Below are 15,761 nucleotides of genomic sequence, written 5' to 3' on the forward strand. Positions count from 1 at the left end.
ATCATGCACTTGTGGCCTCACTAAAGCGGTCGTAAGTGGACAAAATGTGGGCAGGAAGTGCATGATCGACGCCGGTCAGGCCGGTCAGGCCGGTCACGTCGGCGGTGCGGGCCACGCCGAGGACGGGCGTGGCGGGGTGGTCGGGCAGGATCGGCGGGTGGACGGGGCGCGGGTGGGGTTGGCGGTCGACGGGTTGCGGTCGGTGGCGTGGGCGGCGTTCGGGCGGGGGCTGCTCTCGGTCGAGCGGCTGACCGGCGGCACGAAGAAGGGTGTCTACCGGTTGACCCTGGACGACGGGTCCAGCGGCATCGCCTACGTGTGGCATCCGGCGGAGGACTACTGGCCGGCGGGGGCGGCACCGGAACCCGACGACCCGTTCGGGCATGCCACCGGGGCAGGGCTGTTCGTGGCGGCGCACCGGGAGTTCACCGCCGCCGGGGTGCGGGTGCCCCGGCTGTTGCTACACCCCACCGCGACCCTGCTGCCGGGCGAGGTGGCGGTGGTGGAGGACGTCCGGGGCGGCACCCTGCAAGATCTGCGCTCGCGCGACCCGCGACGGGCCGAAGCGGTGCTGGCCCGGCTCGGCGACGCTGTCCGGAGCATGCACGTCCGGCGTCGAGACGGGTCCGGCCGCCCGGGGCTCGACGGCCCGAAGGTGGGCCGATCGGTGCAGCGGATCATCTTCGACCGGGCGCTGCGGGACCTGGCCGAGGCCGCCACCCGGGTCGAGCGGATCGCCGCCGCGCGGGACCGTCTCGCCGCCGCCCTGGCCGAGCGGTACGCCGCCGTGGCGCCCCGTTCCCGCTACGGCCTGATCCACGGTGAACTCGGCCCGGATCACGTGCTCGTCGACGAGCGCGAACACCCGGTACTCGTGGACATCGAGGGCGCCATGTTTCTCGACGTCGAGTGGGAGCACGCGTTCCTCGAGTTGCGCTTCGGCGACGCCTACCCTGCGCTGGCCGTGGCCGATCTTGACGAGGCCCGGCTGCGCCTCTACCGGCTGGCGCTGCACCTGTCGCTGGTGGCGGGCCCGCTACGCCTGCTCGACGGCAACTTCCCCGACCGGGCCTTCATGCTCGGCATCGTCGAGCACAACACCACCCGTGCATTGGACCAGCTCGTCTGAGCCGTCCCGGCCGAGCCGACCGTGAGGCTCGTTCGAATGAGGAGAACCGACAACCTGTTCGAACCTGTCCGACATCGACTTTCGCACGAACTCGTACAGGCATATGCCGGGCGCTGCCTCTGTCGGCGTTAGTCGTGGTTTTCAGCCCGAAACCAACGGCAACGCTGGTCAACCGGTCGCGGCACGAGCGACACCGCCGCCCTGCGGTACGGCTCTGACCAGCGCTGCCGTTGATCTTTCGCTGGAAACTACGGCGAGGTCCGGTAGCCGTCAAGGCGGGCGTGTGCGGAACTGTTCCGCCCAGCTCAGACCCTTCCCTGCATCACCAGTTGCCAGTCAGGCTTGCCGCAGATCGATGTAAGAACCCTCTCAATCCGTCTCGTCCCAAGGAGGAGCACGTGCAGAAACTGAAGCGGAGGGCGCTCGCAGTGGGCGCTGCCATCGCGTTCGGCGTCGCATCGGGTGCGGCACCGGCCAGCGCCTCAACGAACCAGGCACCGAACTTCACACCGTCGAACGCCCCCATCGGCGCCCTGGCTGTCTGCGGTTGGACCCCTACGAGCAACGGCCTCGGGGGCGCCACCGTGACGAAGTCCATCCCCCTCAGGAACGGTCCGGGCCAAACCTGCGGCACCAGGGGCGACTACCTCAATGTGGGCCAGCGACTTGGCGGCTGGTGCCGGTTCCAGAATTCGGCGAACAACTGGTGGTACTACGTCAGCACCGGAGGCGCGGCGCCGTACGGCTGGATTTACGGGGCGAACATCGAGGAGGAGGAGACGATCAAAACGCCCTGCACCGGCGGCTGACGTGGGTCGGTGCTCCGGCTGACGTGAGTCGAACGATTCGATGAGTTAGCGCGGATCCGTTGGGGTCTGCCCAGTTCTACCGGGCAGACCCCAACCGGGCGCCCTGAACACGTGCAGAAACTTTGAACACGCTTGGCGGCCTATCTCACCGCCCAGTCGACCGGCACGCCGCATCCGGGGGGTGAGCGGTCTCGGGCCATGCGCCTCGGCAATCGCCGCCAAGAACCTTAACTTGGAGGAGACAACAAAGTGATTAAGAAAGCCGCATCGGGCATCGTCGCTATGGCGGCCACAGCCGCCGTGGTCAGTACACCTGGCATCGCCCAAGCACAAGCCATGGGCCAGGCAGCCGCAGCAACCTCTTGCTATGCAGTCGCGGACGAACCTTGGTACAGGAGCCCGAGTGTCTACGCAACCGGCCACATCTACTGCAGCCCGTGGGCCGATGCCGAGATCAAAGTGACGATCACCGCAAACGGCGCCTCCAAGGGTTCGACTTCGACCGCCTACGCGGCCCCACACATCAGTGACACCGCAGTTGCCCAGAATTGGAGCGGCAACCAAGAGTGGTGCACCGTGGTGTCCGGCACCTATTACTCCGGGGGAACTCCTACCCCGTCTACGACAGGGCGTGCGAGTCCGCTGGCTTCTAGTACCACGCCGTTCAGTTAGGCGTGGGCGAGGCTGGTCAAGGGATGTGTTGATCAGGAAGTGAGAAGCGGAGTTCCGGTATCAAGGTTTGTCACTCCAGGACAACCCCAACCAGGAACTCCGCTTGGCTTATCAGATTGCCATGACCCGTACGGTCACGGTAGCCGCAGGGCGAACGGTCCATCCGTACCACGCGTGCCTTCACATTCCAGCGGCCCGGACGGCCGACGCCTCGGCGCGGATCCGGGACGAGGCGACCGGGTCACCCGCCAGGCGGTGCGCCTCGGCAAGGGTGTCGAGGCCGACGGCCAGCCAACTCCTCGCACCCACCCGCCGCCACAGGTCCACGGCGGCCTCCGCTCGTCGGCGGGCCTGTACCGGGCGGCCGGCGGCAAGCTGCGCCTCTGCCAGCGCGTACACCGTCGCCGCCTCACCCCACAGGTTGCCGAACTCGCGGTAGGTCCACAGACTCCTGGCCAGCAGCCGACGTCCCTCGGCGTGCTCGCCCTGGCGGACCAGGACGTCGCCCAGCCAGCAGTTGGCGTGGGTCGCGGAGAGCCGGTCGCCGAGGTCCTCGCTGATCGAGGCGGCCTGTCGGAAACAATCGGCGGCGATCGGGTAGGTGCCGAGGGCGCGGTGGCTCTGCCCCAGGCACCGCAACGCTTGGGCCTCACCGGGCCGGTAGCCAGCGGCCCGGCTCATTCCCAGACATTCCTCGAACCGTTGCCGGGCGGCGGCGACCCGCCCTTGTTCCAGGTCGATGACCCCGATGCCGTTGGTGGCGTAGACGAGGCAGTTGACATTGCCGACGGACCGAGCCAGATCGACGGCCTCTTCGAAGTGACGCACCGCCGGGTCGTACTGACCGAGCAGCCGGTGCACATACGCCAGGCCGGCGGTGGCGCTGGCCTGAAAGGCGAGATCCTGACCGTGGGCGAGCAGGAGGGCCTGTTCGAAGTGTTCCAGCGCCTCCGGGTACCGGTCCAGGATGGTGGTGAGCTCGCCGAGGCAGCGGTGGAGCTTGGCGGCGCTACGAAGGTCTGCTGCGTGCAGCGCGGCCTTGAGCGCCTGACCCTGGAGCCGTTCCCACTCGTCGAAGTGGCTGCGGACCTGGAAGAACGTGGTCAGCCCGGCAGCCAGCCCAGTGGCTGGCCCGGCGGCTGGCCCCGTTCCGGCGTCGTCGAGTGCCTGGTCGACCAGGGCGATGAGGAAGCGGCGCTCGTCGTCGAACCAGGCCACCGGATCGGCGACAAACTGGTCGGTGTCTGTCGCCGGGAGCCGCCAGGACACCATCTGGGCCTGTGGGCCGCCCTGGAAGTCTGCCCCCAGGGCATCTGCGGTCAGGTCGGTCAGGTGCAGGCTCGCGCCGAGCAGTCGGGTGAGCGCCTCCGTCCGGCTCCGCCGTGGCACCTCCCGCTCCAGCAGTTCCCGGCCGAGCAGTCGCACGAGGTCGTGCAGGCGGTAGCGGAATCCACTGGCACCGACCGCTCCGATTTCGACAAGGTGCACCTCCACCAGGTCGTCGAGGATGGCTTCCGCGTCGGAGAGGGTGGTGTCGAGCAGCGCGGCCAGCGTCCACGCGGCGAAGTCCGGCCCGGGCGACAGGCTGAGCATCAGCAGGGCCTGCTGCGCTGTCGGGGTCATTCCCCGGTAGGTGAGTTCGAGGCTGGCCCGTACGGCGACGTCACCGACGGCCAGTTCGTCGAGCCTGCGCTGCTCGTCGGCGAGCGCCTGGGCGACCTTGGTCAGCGGCCAGTGCGGTCGGGCGGCCAGCCGTGCCCCGGCCACCCACACCGCGAGGGGCAGACCGCTGCAGGTCTCCACGATGGACCGGGCCGCGGCGGGCTCCGCGGCGGCCCGCTCGCGACCCAACATCTCACCAAGCAGCGCAAGCCCTGCGGCCTGGTCGAGGGTGCCCAGGGACAGGCGGCGGCTGCCCAGGTCCGCCAGTGTGGTGCGGCTGGTGACGATGGCGGCGCACCGCCCGCCGTTCGGTAGCAGGTCGGTGACCTGCCGGGTGGTCGCCGCGTTGTCCAGGACTATGAGCATCTGCCGCTGCGCCAGGAGGGTGCGGTAGAGGTGGATCCGGCTCATCAGCTCCGAGGGCACCGTGCCCCCGCGTACGCCGAGTGCGCGCAGAAAGGCACCGAGGACCGTGATCGGCTCCAGCGGCTCGTCACCGAACCCTCCCAGGTCGATGTAGAGCTGACCGTCCGGGAACTGCGCGGCGAGAAGGTGCCCGAGGCGTACCGCGAAGGCGGTCTTGCCAACGCCGGCCGGCCCGCTGATCAGCATTGTCACCGGCCCGGACGAGGTCAGGTCCAGCAGCCGAAGCGTCTCGGACAGCTCGCCGTCCCGACCGACGAACAGCGGCAGGTCCGGTGGTAGTAGACAGGGGGCCACCTGCCGCGCGGCCGGCCCGTCCGGACGGGGGCCGGCGTGCGTGCCCGGCTCGGGCCCGGCGGGTGCCGCCGGGGACGCGGTCCCCGGCTCGGCGGACGGGCCGGGAGCCTGTTCCGGCATGCCCACAGCTGACACGAAGTGGTCGGACAGGGTCAACGCGCGGCGGGCTTCCACCCACTCCCGTACGGCCGCCGGATCGCCGCCGCAGGCCCGTACCAGGGCTGCGACCACCTCCTCCGACGGCAGCGAGACCCGATTGAGCGAGGTCGCGACGGTGCTCGCCGGCAACTGGTCCCCGACCCTCCGCGCCCGCCGCTCAAGCGCCCGGTACGAGAGTCGGGACCAGGCCTTCACGCCGCGCAGCCGAGCGACGAACTCAGCTGCTGTCCTTGCCGCGCCGGGTCGGGGTAGTGGCGTCGTCACGGAACGCATTCTATCGACGCCTATCATGCAGGGCTATCCGCATGGTTGGGCCAGCTCGCCTGAGCCGTGCCGTCAGTGTTGGTGGTGGCGGGGCGTGCGGTGGCGAGGGCCGCGCCGGCGTCGGTAGCGCGTGGTGACGACTCCACGTCGCAGGGAAGAGAGCAGGAAGTCAGGCGTTGTTGAGGTATGCGAGGACGGCGAGGACGCGGCGGTTGTCGTCGGAGGACGGGGGGAGACGCAGCTTGTCGAAGATGCTCGCGGTGTGTTTGCCCACGGCACTCTCGCTGAGGAACAGCCGCTGCGAGATGGCGGCGTTGGAACGCCCCTGAGCCATGAGTTCGAGGACGTCCCGCTCGCGCGGCGTGAGGCGGGCCAGGGGAGAGGCGGTGCCGCCGGCCGTCAGCAGCTTGGCGATCACCTCGGGGTCCATCGCGGTGCCGCCCGACGCGACCCGGCGCACGGCGTCGATGAACTGGTCGGCGTTCAGGACACGGTCCTTGAGCAGGTAGCCGATCGCGCCGGCCCCGTCGGCCAGCAACTCCCGGGCGTAGAGCTGCTCGACGTGCTGGGACAGCACCAGCACCGGCAGGCCGGGGATGTCACGCCGGGCGGCCAGCGCCGCCTGGAGGCCCTCGTCGGTGAAGGTCGGTGGTAGCCGCACGTCGACGATGGCCACGTCGGGCCGGTGCCGGGCCAGGGCGGCACGCAGTGCCGGCCCGTCGCCGACGGCCTCGGCGAGGGTGAAGCCGTGGCTTTCGAGGAGCAGGACCAGTCCATCCCTCAGGATGTGGAGGTCCTCGGCAAGGACGACGCGCACGGGATCTCCATGGTGACGACGGTGGGTCCGCCGGGCGGACTGTGCAGGGTCAGGGTCCCGTCGAATGTAGCGAGCCGCCGTTGGATGCCGCGCAGCCCGGTCCCCTTGGCCGGGTCGGCCCCGCCGGGACCGTCGTCGCTGACGACCATCCGGAGCACCCCGTCGCGGTACGACAGCGAGACCGAGATGTGAGCCGCGCAGCGGGCCGCGTTGGTGAGGGCCTCGCAGGTGACGAAGTAGGCGGCCGACTCGACCGGCGCGCCGAGCCGGCCGGGCAGGTCGACGTCCACGTCCACCGGCAGCGGTGTGTCGAGCGCGATCGCCCGGATCGCGTCGCCGAGTCCACGCTCGGCCAGCACCGGCGGATGGATGCCGCGTACCAGGTCGCGCAGCTCGGCCAGCGCGGCGGAAGACGTCTCCTGCGCCTGCTCCAGCACCCGCCGCGCCCGCACCGGGTCGGTCTCCATGAGCCGTGCGACGGCGGCCAGGCCGAGCCCGACGGCGACGAGCCGGGCCTGGGCGCCGTCGTGCAGGTCGCGCTCGATGCGGCGCAGTTCGGCCGCCTGCACGTCGACGGCGTCGGCCCGGGTGGTGGCGAGGTGCGCGACCCGCGAGGCGAGCACGGTGGCCGCCGTAGGGGCGAGCAGGAGCCGGTCCCACGCCAGCCGCAGCCGCATCAACGGGCCGGCCAGGCCCAGACCGAGCAGCGCCATGACCAGCCCGACGGGCATGCTCGCCCAGTCCGGAAACCACGGCGCGACGAGGCCGACGTGCTCGATGCCGAACCATAAATAGAACGGGGTGGCCCAGTAACCGGTGAACAGGCCGATCGGCACCGCCCAGCCCGCCCACGTCAGGGGCTGGCAGAACAGGCCGTAGAACCCGAAGCCGACCAGGACCGCCGGGGCTAACGATAGCGGGGCCAGGACGACCGAGCCCAGTGACCACAGCTGGTCCCGCCAGGTGGCCGGGTCGCCGAACAGCCACCCAGGCCGCTGCGCTTGGACAGCCGCCGGGAGGTCGGTGTACAGGACCCGCCCGATTCGGTAGTTGCCGTCCTCGCCGGGGCTGGGCGACGGCGGGTATGGCCGGTACGGTCCGGGAAGGTCGCGGCCTGTCCACCGGCCGACTTGGCGCCGGTAGAGCTCCACCAGTGACCGCGTGACCGGCAGGGTGTACGGCAGCAGCCCGCCCCACGACAGGGCTGCGGTGAGCAGGTTGAGTAGCAGGCCGCCGAAGGCGGCGAGCGACAGCCCGGCCAGGCCGGCCCCCCGCCAGGTCGCGGCCGACGTCCAGGTGACCCATCGGCTGACCGCCGTCTGCGGCGGCTTCCCGGTCCCCAGCAGCACGCCGGCCCACAGCCCGTACGCCCGTAGCGCCCACGGCGCGAGCAGGAACGCGGCCACGACCGCCCCGACGCCCGCCGGCACCGACCAAGCGAAAGCCCAGGGGGGCGAGGCGAGCAGCAGCACACCGGCGGCGATCAGTGCGGGGGGCACCAGGATCGGGACCGCGCCGGTGACCGGGGTGAGGATCAGCCACAGCCATTCCCGGGCGAGCGTCGGGTCTTTCGAGTGGTGCTCCAGCTTGAGCAGGAACGCCGGCACTCGGGGCGACTTGTACAACGTGCCGTCGTGGGCGTACCAGCCGTCCTCGCGCCGGTGCGGTGTGGGTGGCGGCGACCGGACGGGGGCGGGGAGGTCGGCCCCAGCCCAGGCGCGGGCGAGCCGGCGAGCCAACGCGGTCAGCCGGAACTGGCCGGCGGTGGCGAGCGGATAGGCGATCACCATGGTGGCGCCGAGGACGAGGAAGTGCCCGTAGGCGAACCCGGCCACGCTCAGCACGACCAGGGCGACGCAGCGTGGTACGGCGAGTGCGAAGCGGGTCACGGGCCGAGTCTTCGCTTCACCGACCGCCGCCGCACTGGGGCAGGCTACCGACCAGGGGTGGGGCTGGGTACACCCCCACCGGGCGGCTGGATCCATTCTCCGCGCCCGGTGAGATTCCTAGCGTTGTCGGCATGTCAGTCATCGAGGTGCGGAACCTCCGCAAACAGTACGGCGACCAGGTGGCCGTCGCCGATGTGTCGTTGAGCGTGGACGAGGGCGAGATCTTCGGGCTTGTCGGCCCGAACGGCGCCGGCAAGACCACCACCGTGGAGTGTGTCGAGGGGCTTCGGACCCCGGACTCGGGGACGGTGCGGGTGCTGGGGTTGGACCCGCGCCGGGACCGCGCGGCGGTGCGGCAGAAGCTGGGTATCCAACTCCAGGAGAGCCAGCTGCCGGACCAGATCAAGGTGTGGGAGGCCCTCGACCTGTACAGCTCGTTCTATCCGCACCCGGCCGACTGGCGGGAGCTGATGGACGAGCTGGGCCTGACCCCCAAGCGCAAATCGGTCTTCGCGAAGCTCTCCGGCGGCCAGAAGCAGCGGCTGTCGATCGCGCTCGCACTGGTCGGCAACCCGAAGGTGGCGATCCTGGACGAGCTGACCACGGGGCTGGACCCGCAGGCGCGGCGCGACACCTGGGAACTGGTCCGCCACGTCCGGGACCGTGGCGTCACGGTCGTGCTGGTGACCCACTTCATGGACGAGGCGGAGCGCCTCTGTGACCGGTTGGCGGTCGTCGCGGCCGGCCGGGTGGTCGCCGTCGACACTCCTCGCAACCTGATCGCCGGTGCCCGGGTGCCCGGCGTCGAACGGCCCACCCTCGAGGACGCGATCCTCTCCCTCACCTCTGCCAGGAGCAACCGATGACCGCCCTTTCCAAGATCATCCGTGTCGAGGCGAAGTTGTTTCTCCGGGATCCGGTCGGCACGTTCTTCGCCATCGCGTTCCCGGCCCTGCTGATCCTGGTGCTCGGCCTGGCCATGCCGGGGGTCCGGGACCCGTCGGACGATCTGGACGGCCGACGTCCCTTGGAGGTCTACCTGCCGATCACCATGACGCTGGCCATCGCGACGGTGACGATGGTGACGCTGGTGGGCGTGCTGGCCAGCTACCGCGAGCGGGGCGTCCTGCGCCGGCTGTCGACCACCCCGGTCTCGCCGACGGCGTTGCTCGTCGCGCAGGTGGCCGTGAACGTCGCCGCACTGCTGGTCGCGTGCGGCCTGGCCTGGCTGGTGGCGGCGACCGTCTTCGCCGTCCCGCCGCCCGGCAACGCGGTCGGTTTCGTGCTGGCGTTCACGCTCGGGTCGAGCACGATGTGTGCTCTCGCACTGCTCGTGGCGGCGGTAACGGCGAGCGCCCGGGCCTCGTCGGGGATCGGCATGCTGATCTACTTCCCGATGATGTTCTTCGCCGGGGTGTGGACGCCGGGGCCGCAGATGCCTGATGTGGTGCGGAAGATCGCCGACTTCACCCCGTTGGGGGCCGCGTCCCAGGCCGTGCAGGACGCCTGGGTGGGGTCGTGGCCCACGCTGATGCACCTGGCCGTGATGGTGGCGTTCACCGTGGTGCTGGGCGGGGCCGCGGCCCGCTACTTCCGCTGGGAGTGATCCGCGGTCGGGTGCCGTGACGGGGGACGGGCCCGGTCGGTGCGGTCGGCGGGTCAGGCCGACCAGGCTGGCCAGGTGCGCCACGTCGGCCGGTGCGGGGCCGCCGCGCGTCAATTCGGCGATCACCGTACGACCGACGGGTCGGCACCGGACCTCAGCCGGCGCGGTCCGGTCCGCGTCGACCAGCGCGCGGCCTGCCCGCAGCAGGTCACCGACCTGGAGGTGCGCCCGCGCGGCGTTTCTCGAGCCGATGCCGAGGAGCGGGCGTGTTGCGGCCCCGACCCGCTCCGCACTTCGGACGCTACACCCGTACCCGGCTCGCAGTCGGTAGCGCGACGTGGAGAACCGGTAGTGCCGTCCGGGGTGCAGGTCGTCAGCCATGATGGACCTCTGACTTGATCTTACCGAGCATCCTTCTTGATTGTTGCCAATCAATGCGCTTGCCAGCGAGAACACGTCACCTACCTCGCTGAAGGCGGCGGCAAACTGGGAAGGCGCGGACCGTCCCCGGATCGGCTCTACCGCTACATTGGAGGCATCAGCAGTCAACGACCAGGGCGCAGCCCGTCCGGAAGTAGCTCCGCGTTGCGCAAACCGGACTGGGCCGCGGTGGGCGCGATCGCCGGTGTGGCGGCCACTGTTCTCACTCTGCTCGCGTACGTGCTGCCACGGGAGCCCTCCGTGCCGCCGCCGGCCCCGGGAGCCGGATCGGGACCATCGGCGGGGCGTAACTCGTCCAGGCCAGACCAGAGCACGCCAGACCAGAGCACAACGGGCCCGACGACCGCGCCGGACGCGACGACACCCCGCCCCACCGCGAGGACGCCGAGGACGCCCGCCCCGGGTCGGCTGCCGTCGATGGCGCCGCTGCTGCCAGCCGGCTGCGAGGAAGCGCTCGCGGTCGTCGACCGGTTCTACCGGACCTCGGGTTCGACCAGGCAGAGCCGGCTGGCCGCCGCCACGACGGCGTACCAGGGCATGATGGGCGCGAGTCTGAACGCCGACGGCGGCGTCTACCAGGCCACGGTGGCACTGTCGCAGGACTTCTCGGAGCTGCGCTTCATCCTGTCGGGCATGGTCTCGGGCGACCACGACGCGGTGCAGGCCAGAACGGACCGTGACGCCCAGACCCTCCGGGACGTCTGTGACGCCGGCTGACTGCGGGTGGATCCTCCGCCGGCCATTGCACGATCACCTTCAAAGATGAGGCACCAGGTGGGTGCCGAGGCGGCGGACGGTCTCGGCTGCGGCGATGGCGTCGCTGCGGGCGCTGCCGTGCCGGCCGTCGCTGCTGTACATCGACGGATCGGCGGTGAGCGGGTGGTCGGTGAGCCGTACGTGCAGGGTGCCGAGCCGCTCCGCGAGGGCCCCGGTGTGCGCGGAGAGCCGTCGCATCCGCTCGCCCAGGCCGGCGCGGTGCCGCTCCGGCACGGCGGGGCTGAGCGACACGTCGAACATGCCGACGGTGATCACGTCCGCCCCGGCGGCCTGGAGCGCCTCGATCATGGCGGTCAGTTCGGCGTCGACCGCGTCCGCGTCGTACCCCCGTGCGAAGGCGTCGTTGCCGCCGCAGACCACCAGCGCCAGGTCGGGGCGGAACGCCAGGGCCGGGGCGAGCTGGGCGGCGCGCACCTCGTGCGCCCGCAGCCCCCGCAGGCCCAGATTGAGGTACGCCAGATCCGGCCGGACGGCGCGGAGTTCGGCGGCGATCCGGTCGGCCCACTGTACGTCGGGATAGCCGTCGGCGGGCTCGCATAGCCCTTCCGCCACGCTGTCGCCCAACACCGCGAACCGTCGCCACGGGTGCTCGCGCAGCAGCCCCGCGCTCTCCCCGTCGCGCAGGCACCACGGATCCACTGCTTCGCTCAACGTCGATGCCATCCTGGCAGGCTAGCCGACGCCCCGGGACCGGACTGAGAATGCTGCCCCGCTCTGACCACCGCATGCGCTCCGCAGCCAGATGAGTACACATGATCATGAAGATGCCGATCACGGCGAGTGCGGAGGCTCGGCCTTCTGCGGGTAGATCGTCTCGTGGCGGGCCAGCATGGCAACGAACTCGCCGATCTTCCGCTCGCGGGTCTGCGCCCGTTTGACGGCATTGACGCGGTGGATGAGAGCGAACCGGTTGGTTTTGGTGAGTACGTCGAACATTGCCTGGGCGGCGGGGTCGGCAGCGATAGCGGCGAGGAGGTCGGCCGGCACCTCGGCTTCCGACGGCGGGGCGTAGGCGGCCGCCCACCGCCCGTCCGCCTTCGCGGCTTCCACCGCGACGCGGCCTGGGGCCAGCATTCGCCCCTGCACCTCCAGTCGGGCCACGTGGGCGACGTTGCGTTGTGACCAGGAACTGCGGGGCCTGCGAGGGGTGAACCGGATCCAGGAGGTTTCGTGATCCCGTTTACGGGCCTGCCCGTCGATCCAGCCGAAACACAGGGCCTCGTCAACCGCCTGCTGCCAGGTCAGCGTCGTGACTGTGCCGCCCTTCCTGGTCAGGGCGAGCCAGACGCCGGGCGACGTGGCGTGGTTGGCCGACAACCACGCGCGCAGCGCGTCGGCGTCCGCGACGATCAACTCATTCAGTTCAGCGCTCGCCATGACCGCAGGCTATCGCTGTGCCGTGGCCGCCGCCTCTGCCTGTGGGACGGTCCGGCTCGTCGGGCTGTCGGTGTTCAGCGGGTACTGGCCTGCGAGTAGTAGGTCACGTGTGGGGATGGCTGGTGATGCCGTCCAGGATGGTGATCAGGTTGTGGTGGAAGGTCTCCTCGGCGTTGAGGTGGGCGCCGTCGATGACGAGCCGGGCGACGGTGGGGTAGCGGCCTGTTTCGAGCATGCGTGTCAGGTAGGGTCCGAGGGCGGCCTGCCAGGCGGACACGTCGGTGCCGGTGGAACGGGCGGTGCGTCGCTCGGTGATCTCCCTGCGGAGTGCTCCGACGACGAACGCGTTGAGGGCGCCCACCGCCCGCTGGAGATCGTCGATGCCGCGCAGGCCAGGGGCCTGGCTGAGCGCCGCCGCGGTCGATTCGCCCACGGCGAGCGCGTGAGGTCCTATGTGTGGCCTTGCGCCGAGCAGGTCGGCGAACCACTCATGATCAAGAGCGGCATCGCGGGTCCGCTGAACGATGGCCAGTACCGTGGCGCGCCACTCGGAGTGCTGGCCGGCCTCCGCGATCTGGGCGTACACGGCGTCGACCATCAGATCGAGCAGTTCGGATCTGTTGGTCACGTAGTCATAGAGCCGCATCGGGCCGACGCCGAGCTCTTTGGCGATCTTGCGTACCGATAGCCCGTCGAGTCCGTGTGCGTCGGCGAGCCGGATCGCCGTGTCGGCGATCTTCGCGCGGTTCAGCGGCACCGGCGCCGCCCGCGGCTGGGGCTCGGGCCGTTCCCAGACGGGCAGCGGTGCGCTACCGTACGGCGTATCCATAAGTACAGCGTACGGTAAGGGAGATGACGATGCGAATCGCGATCGCCGGCGGTGGCCTCGGCGGCCTGACGCTGGCCCGAATCCTGCACCGGCACGGCATCGGCGCGGTGGTGTACGAACGCGAGGCAAGCCGATCCGCGCGATCACAGGGCGGATCGCTCGACCTGCACCCGGAGTCCGGGCAACAGGCCCTGGCCGATGCGGGCCTCATCGGCCGGTTCCGGTCCGAGGCGCGGCCGGAGGGCGAGGAACATCGCATTCTCGACCCGGCCGGGCGTACCCTCGTACACCACAAGCCGCAACCCGGCTCATTCTCCGGACGCCCCGAGATCGACCGCAGCGCACTGCGTGATCTTCTGCTCGATTCGCTCCCCGGCGACGCGGTGGCCTGGCAGCACCGGCTCGTCGCGGCGATGCCACGACCCGACGGAGGCTTCGGGCTGACGTTCGATGGCGGCCACAGCGCCGACTGTGACGTCCTCATCGGTGCGGACGGCGGACGCTCGGTCGTCCGGTCGCTGCTGACCGACGCGACACTCTCCTCCGTGGCCACCTTGGTAGAGCTGAGCATCAGCGACGCCGACCGGCGCCACCCGGATCTCGCCGAACTGGTCGGCCCCGGAAACCTCTGGTGCATTGGCGTGAACCAGATCCTGGCAGCACAACGCCTCGGTGACGGCGGCATCCGAGTCGGGATCTCCCTACGCGCGGACGATCGCCACATGGACACCTACCGCAGCAAGCGCGCTCTGCTGGACATGTTCGATGGCTGGAACCCCAGGCTCACCGCACTCATCGAAGCCGGCGACAGCCTGCCGACCCCACGCAGGATCGAGGCGATGCCCACCGGTACACGATGGGCCCACCAGCCGGGCATCACCCTCATCGGTGACGCCGCGCACCTCATGCCGCCGGTCGGCGAGGGCGCCAACCAGGCCATGCTCGACGCCGCCGAACTCGCCGCCGAACTCGCCACCAACCCCGCCGACCCCGACTCGGCGATCCAGGCGTACGAGGAGGCGATGTTCACCAGGACCCACCCGATCGCTGAAATGTCCGCACGAGTCCAAGCAATGATGCTGTCCCCCACGGCAGCCGACGACATCATCCGCTTCTTCACGCCACAGCCCACCGAGCCGGCACCCACAGCCTGACAACACGCGACGCAGCCGGCCTCGCCCTGGTAGGCGCTCCTGCCCTGGAAGATCGGATGTCCGCTCATCGGCACGAGCGGTCACCTGACGGTGTCGGTCTCGCAGGTGCGGCCCCCTGTCGCCCGCGCGGCGGCAGATGCGGACGCGCGGCGGCATCTCGCGCTGTACGTGGCGGGTTGTGCTGCTCGTGCTCGGCACCACCCCGCGCACCGTCGACCTGGCTGCGGCGGACATCTGCGGCGGGCCGGGCTTGGCCCTCCCAACCGGGTCGCTTGAGAAGCGGAAACTCCGGTATAACGAGCATGCTGTTCCGCTGGCCGGCATCGCCCCCCTCGGAGTGCCCATGACGACGCAGTTGCGTGACCGTCTCGACGAAATACTTCGAGCTGGCCAGGTCGGCGGTCTGCACACCGTCGCGGCGGTTCGCGGTGGTCACACCGTGCTGGAGTACTACGGGGCCGGTGAGGACTTCGCCTGGGGCGACTCGCTGGGCGTCGTCGAGTTCGGGCCCGGGGTCCTACACGACATCCGGTCCGCCACCAAGAGCGTGACCGTCCTGTTGTACGGCATCGCGCTCGGCGAAGGGCTGGTCCCGCCGCCGGCGGAGCCGCTCCTGCGGCGGTTCCCGCAGTACCCCGACCTGGCGGCCGATCCCTGGCGTGCCCGGCTCACCGTCGAGCACGCACTGACAATGTCGTTGGGCGTGGAATGGTGCGAAGATCTCCCGTACAACAGCCCGGCCAACGCCGAGATCGCGATGGAGTTGGCGCCGGACCGGTACCGGTACATCCTGGAGCGGCCGATCCTCGAGCCGCCCGGCACCCGATGGACCTACTGCGGCGGTGCCACGGCTCTGCTCGGCCGACTGATCGCCGACGGCACCGGGCAGTCGCTGCCGCAGTACGCGCAGGCCGTGCTGTTCGCGCCGCTGGGCATCGGCAGCTTCGAGTGGATGACCGGCGCGGACGCAGTGGCCTCCGCCGCGTCCGGGCTGCGACTCGCGCCCCGCGACCTGGCCCGGCTCGGCGAACTGGTGCTGGCCGAGGGAACCTTGGACGGTCAGCGGATCGTCCCCGCCGACTGGATACACACGATGCTCCAGCCACGCCTGCAGACCAACTGGGGCGCGCAGTACGGCTACCAGTGGTACATCGAATCCATCGACGGCCATCGGCTGGTGGCCGGCATGGGCAACGGCGGCCAACGCCTGTTCGTCCTGCCCGACCTGGACCTCACCGTGGCCATCACCGCCGGCAACTACGACGACCCCGACCAGTGGCGGACCCCGCTCACGGTGCTGGAACGGGTCATCCTTCCCGCGATGGCTTGACGGCACCGCGCCCGCCGGTCAGCCCATCGGCAGGGCACACACCTGGAGGTGCCTCCGCCACCTGCACGACGCTGTGCAAGTTCAGCTGTACCCGGCTGTGACGTTGACCCGTACGCCGACAGCGCC

General features: G+C 70.4%; 12 protein-coding genes and 1 pseudogene. 7 read left to right on the forward strand and 6 right to left on the reverse strand.

Annotated features, from left to right (window positions below):
- Nucleotides 1-61: 61 nt before the first annotated feature.
- Both GA0070608_RS23075 and GA0070608_RS23080 read left to right on the forward strand, forming a co-directional pair.
- Complete coding sequence (locus GA0070608_RS23075; RefSeq protein ID WP_091630591.1) at nt 62-1,129, forward strand: phosphotransferase; 1,068 nt, start codon at nt 62-64, stop codon at nt 1,127-1,129.
- A gap of 398 nt (nt 1,130-1,527) precedes the next feature.
- Nucleotides 1,528-1,938 carry a hypothetical protein gene (locus GA0070608_RS23080; RefSeq protein ID WP_091630592.1) on the forward strand — a complete coding sequence of 137 codons (411 nt, stop codon included), beginning with the start codon at nt 1,528-1,530 and terminating at the stop codon, nt 1,936-1,938.
- An 852-nt stretch (nt 1,939-2,790) separates the two neighbouring features.
- On the opposite strand, the gene GA0070608_RS23085 is transcribed toward GA0070608_RS23080, so the two are convergent.
- The 3 genes from GA0070608_RS23085 to GA0070608_RS23095 all read right to left on the reverse strand — a co-directional run bounded on the left by GA0070608_RS23085 (nt 2,791) and on the right by GA0070608_RS23095 (nt 8,121).
- Complete coding sequence (locus GA0070608_RS23085; protein ID WP_218107567.1) at nt 2,791-5,415, reverse strand: ATP-binding protein; 2,625 nt, start codon at nt 5,413-5,415, stop codon at nt 2,791-2,793.
- A 169-nt stretch (nt 5,416-5,584) separates the two neighbouring features.
- A complete protein-coding gene (locus tag GA0070608_RS23090) occupies nt 5,585-6,232 on the reverse strand; it encodes a response regulator transcription factor (protein WP_091630594.1) in 648 nt (215 codons plus the stop codon).
- Complete coding sequence (locus tag GA0070608_RS23095) at nt 6,196-8,121, reverse strand: sensor histidine kinase (RefSeq protein WP_141719534.1); 1,926 nt, start codon at nt 8,119-8,121, stop codon at nt 6,196-6,198. The genes GA0070608_RS23090 and GA0070608_RS23095 overlap by 37 nt, the downstream gene beginning before the upstream one ends.
- Nucleotides 8,122-8,252: 131 nt before the next feature.
- Between GA0070608_RS23095 and GA0070608_RS23100 the strand changes: the two are divergent.
- From GA0070608_RS23100 to GA0070608_RS23110, 3 genes and pseudogenes are all read left to right on the forward strand, one after another.
- A pseudogene (locus GA0070608_RS23100) lies at nt 8,253-8,912 on the forward strand (ABC transporter ATP-binding protein); the annotation flags it as partial.
- Nucleotides 8,913-8,983: 71 nt separating this feature from the next.
- Entirely contained in the window at nt 8,984-9,727 is a 744-nt protein-coding gene (locus GA0070608_RS23105; RefSeq protein ID WP_091630597.1) for an ABC transporter permease, read from the forward strand.
- A gap of 858 nt (nt 9,728-10,585) precedes the next feature.
- Nucleotides 10,586-10,885, forward strand: coding sequence for a hypothetical protein (locus GA0070608_RS23110; RefSeq protein WP_091630598.1), 300 nt, complete (start codon nt 10,586-10,588; stop codon nt 10,883-10,885).
- 39 nt (nt 10,886-10,924) lie between these two features.
- On the opposite strand, the gene GA0070608_RS23115 is transcribed toward GA0070608_RS23110, so the two are convergent.
- The 3 genes from GA0070608_RS23115 to GA0070608_RS23125 all read right to left on the reverse strand — a co-directional run bounded on the left by GA0070608_RS23115 (nt 10,925) and on the right by GA0070608_RS23125 (nt 13,151).
- Nucleotides 10,925-11,608, reverse strand: coding sequence for an SGNH/GDSL hydrolase family protein (locus GA0070608_RS23115; protein ID WP_091630599.1), 684 nt, complete (start codon nt 11,606-11,608; stop codon nt 10,925-10,927).
- A 108-nt stretch (nt 11,609-11,716) separates the two neighbouring features.
- A complete protein-coding gene (locus GA0070608_RS23120; RefSeq protein ID WP_091630600.1) occupies nt 11,717-12,322 on the reverse strand; it encodes a YdeI/OmpD-associated family protein in 606 nt (201 codons plus the stop codon).
- A 103-nt stretch (nt 12,323-12,425) separates the two neighbouring features.
- A complete protein-coding gene (locus GA0070608_RS23125) occupies nt 12,426-13,151 on the reverse strand; it encodes a TetR/AcrR family transcriptional regulator (RefSeq protein WP_091630601.1) in 726 nt (241 codons plus the stop codon).
- A gap of 23 nt (nt 13,152-13,174) precedes the next feature.
- Here GA0070608_RS23125 and GA0070608_RS23130 point away from each other — a divergent pair, with 23 nt between their 5' ends.
- Together GA0070608_RS23130 and GA0070608_RS23135 are read left to right on the forward strand one after the other, a co-directional pair.
- Nucleotides 13,175-14,305: an FAD-dependent oxidoreductase gene (locus tag GA0070608_RS23130; RefSeq protein WP_245715895.1), complete on the forward strand. Its 1,131-nt coding sequence runs from the start codon at nt 13,175-13,177 to the stop codon at nt 14,303-14,305.
- Nucleotides 14,306-14,648: 343 nt separating this feature from the next.
- Nucleotides 14,649-15,635 carry a serine hydrolase domain-containing protein gene (locus tag GA0070608_RS23135; RefSeq protein ID WP_091635911.1) on the forward strand — a complete coding sequence of 329 codons (987 nt, stop codon included), beginning with the start codon at nt 14,649-14,651 and terminating at the stop codon, nt 15,633-15,635.
- The last annotated feature ends 126 nt before the right edge of the window (nt 15,636-15,761 follow it).

Source organism: Micromonospora peucetia, assembly GCF_900091625.1.
Taxonomy (GTDB): Bacteria; Actinomycetota; Actinomycetes; order Mycobacteriales; family Micromonosporaceae; genus Micromonospora; species Micromonospora peucetia.

Coding starts and splice junctions, on each gene's coding strand:
- GA0070608_RS23120 (WP_091630600.1), bottom strand. CDS start 12,322: ATGGCGAGCGCTGAACTGAATGAGTTGATCGTCGCGGACGCCGACGCG.
- GA0070608_RS23130 (WP_245715895.1), top strand. CDS start 13,175: ATGACGATGCGAATCGCGATCGCCGGCGGTGGCCTCGGCGGCCTGACG.
- GA0070608_RS23110 (WP_091630598.1), top strand. CDS start 10,586: ATGGCGCCGCTGCTGCCAGCCGGCTGCGAGGAAGCGCTCGCGGTCGTC.
- GA0070608_RS23075 (WP_091630591.1), top strand. CDS start 62: ATGATCGACGCCGGTCAGGCCGGTCAGGCCGGTCACGTCGGCGGTGCG.
- GA0070608_RS23115 (WP_091630599.1), bottom strand. CDS start 11,608: ATGGCATCGACGTTGAGCGAAGCAGTGGATCCGTGGTGCCTGCGCGAC.
- GA0070608_RS23105 (WP_091630597.1), top strand. CDS start 8,984: ATGACCGCCCTTTCCAAGATCATCCGTGTCGAGGCGAAGTTGTTTCTC.
- GA0070608_RS23125 (WP_091630601.1), bottom strand. CDS start 13,151: ATGGATACGCCGTACGGTAGCGCACCGCTGCCCGTCTGGGAACGGCCC.
- GA0070608_RS23135 (WP_091635911.1), top strand. CDS start 14,649: ATGACGACGCAGTTGCGTGACCGTCTCGACGAAATACTTCGAGCTGGC.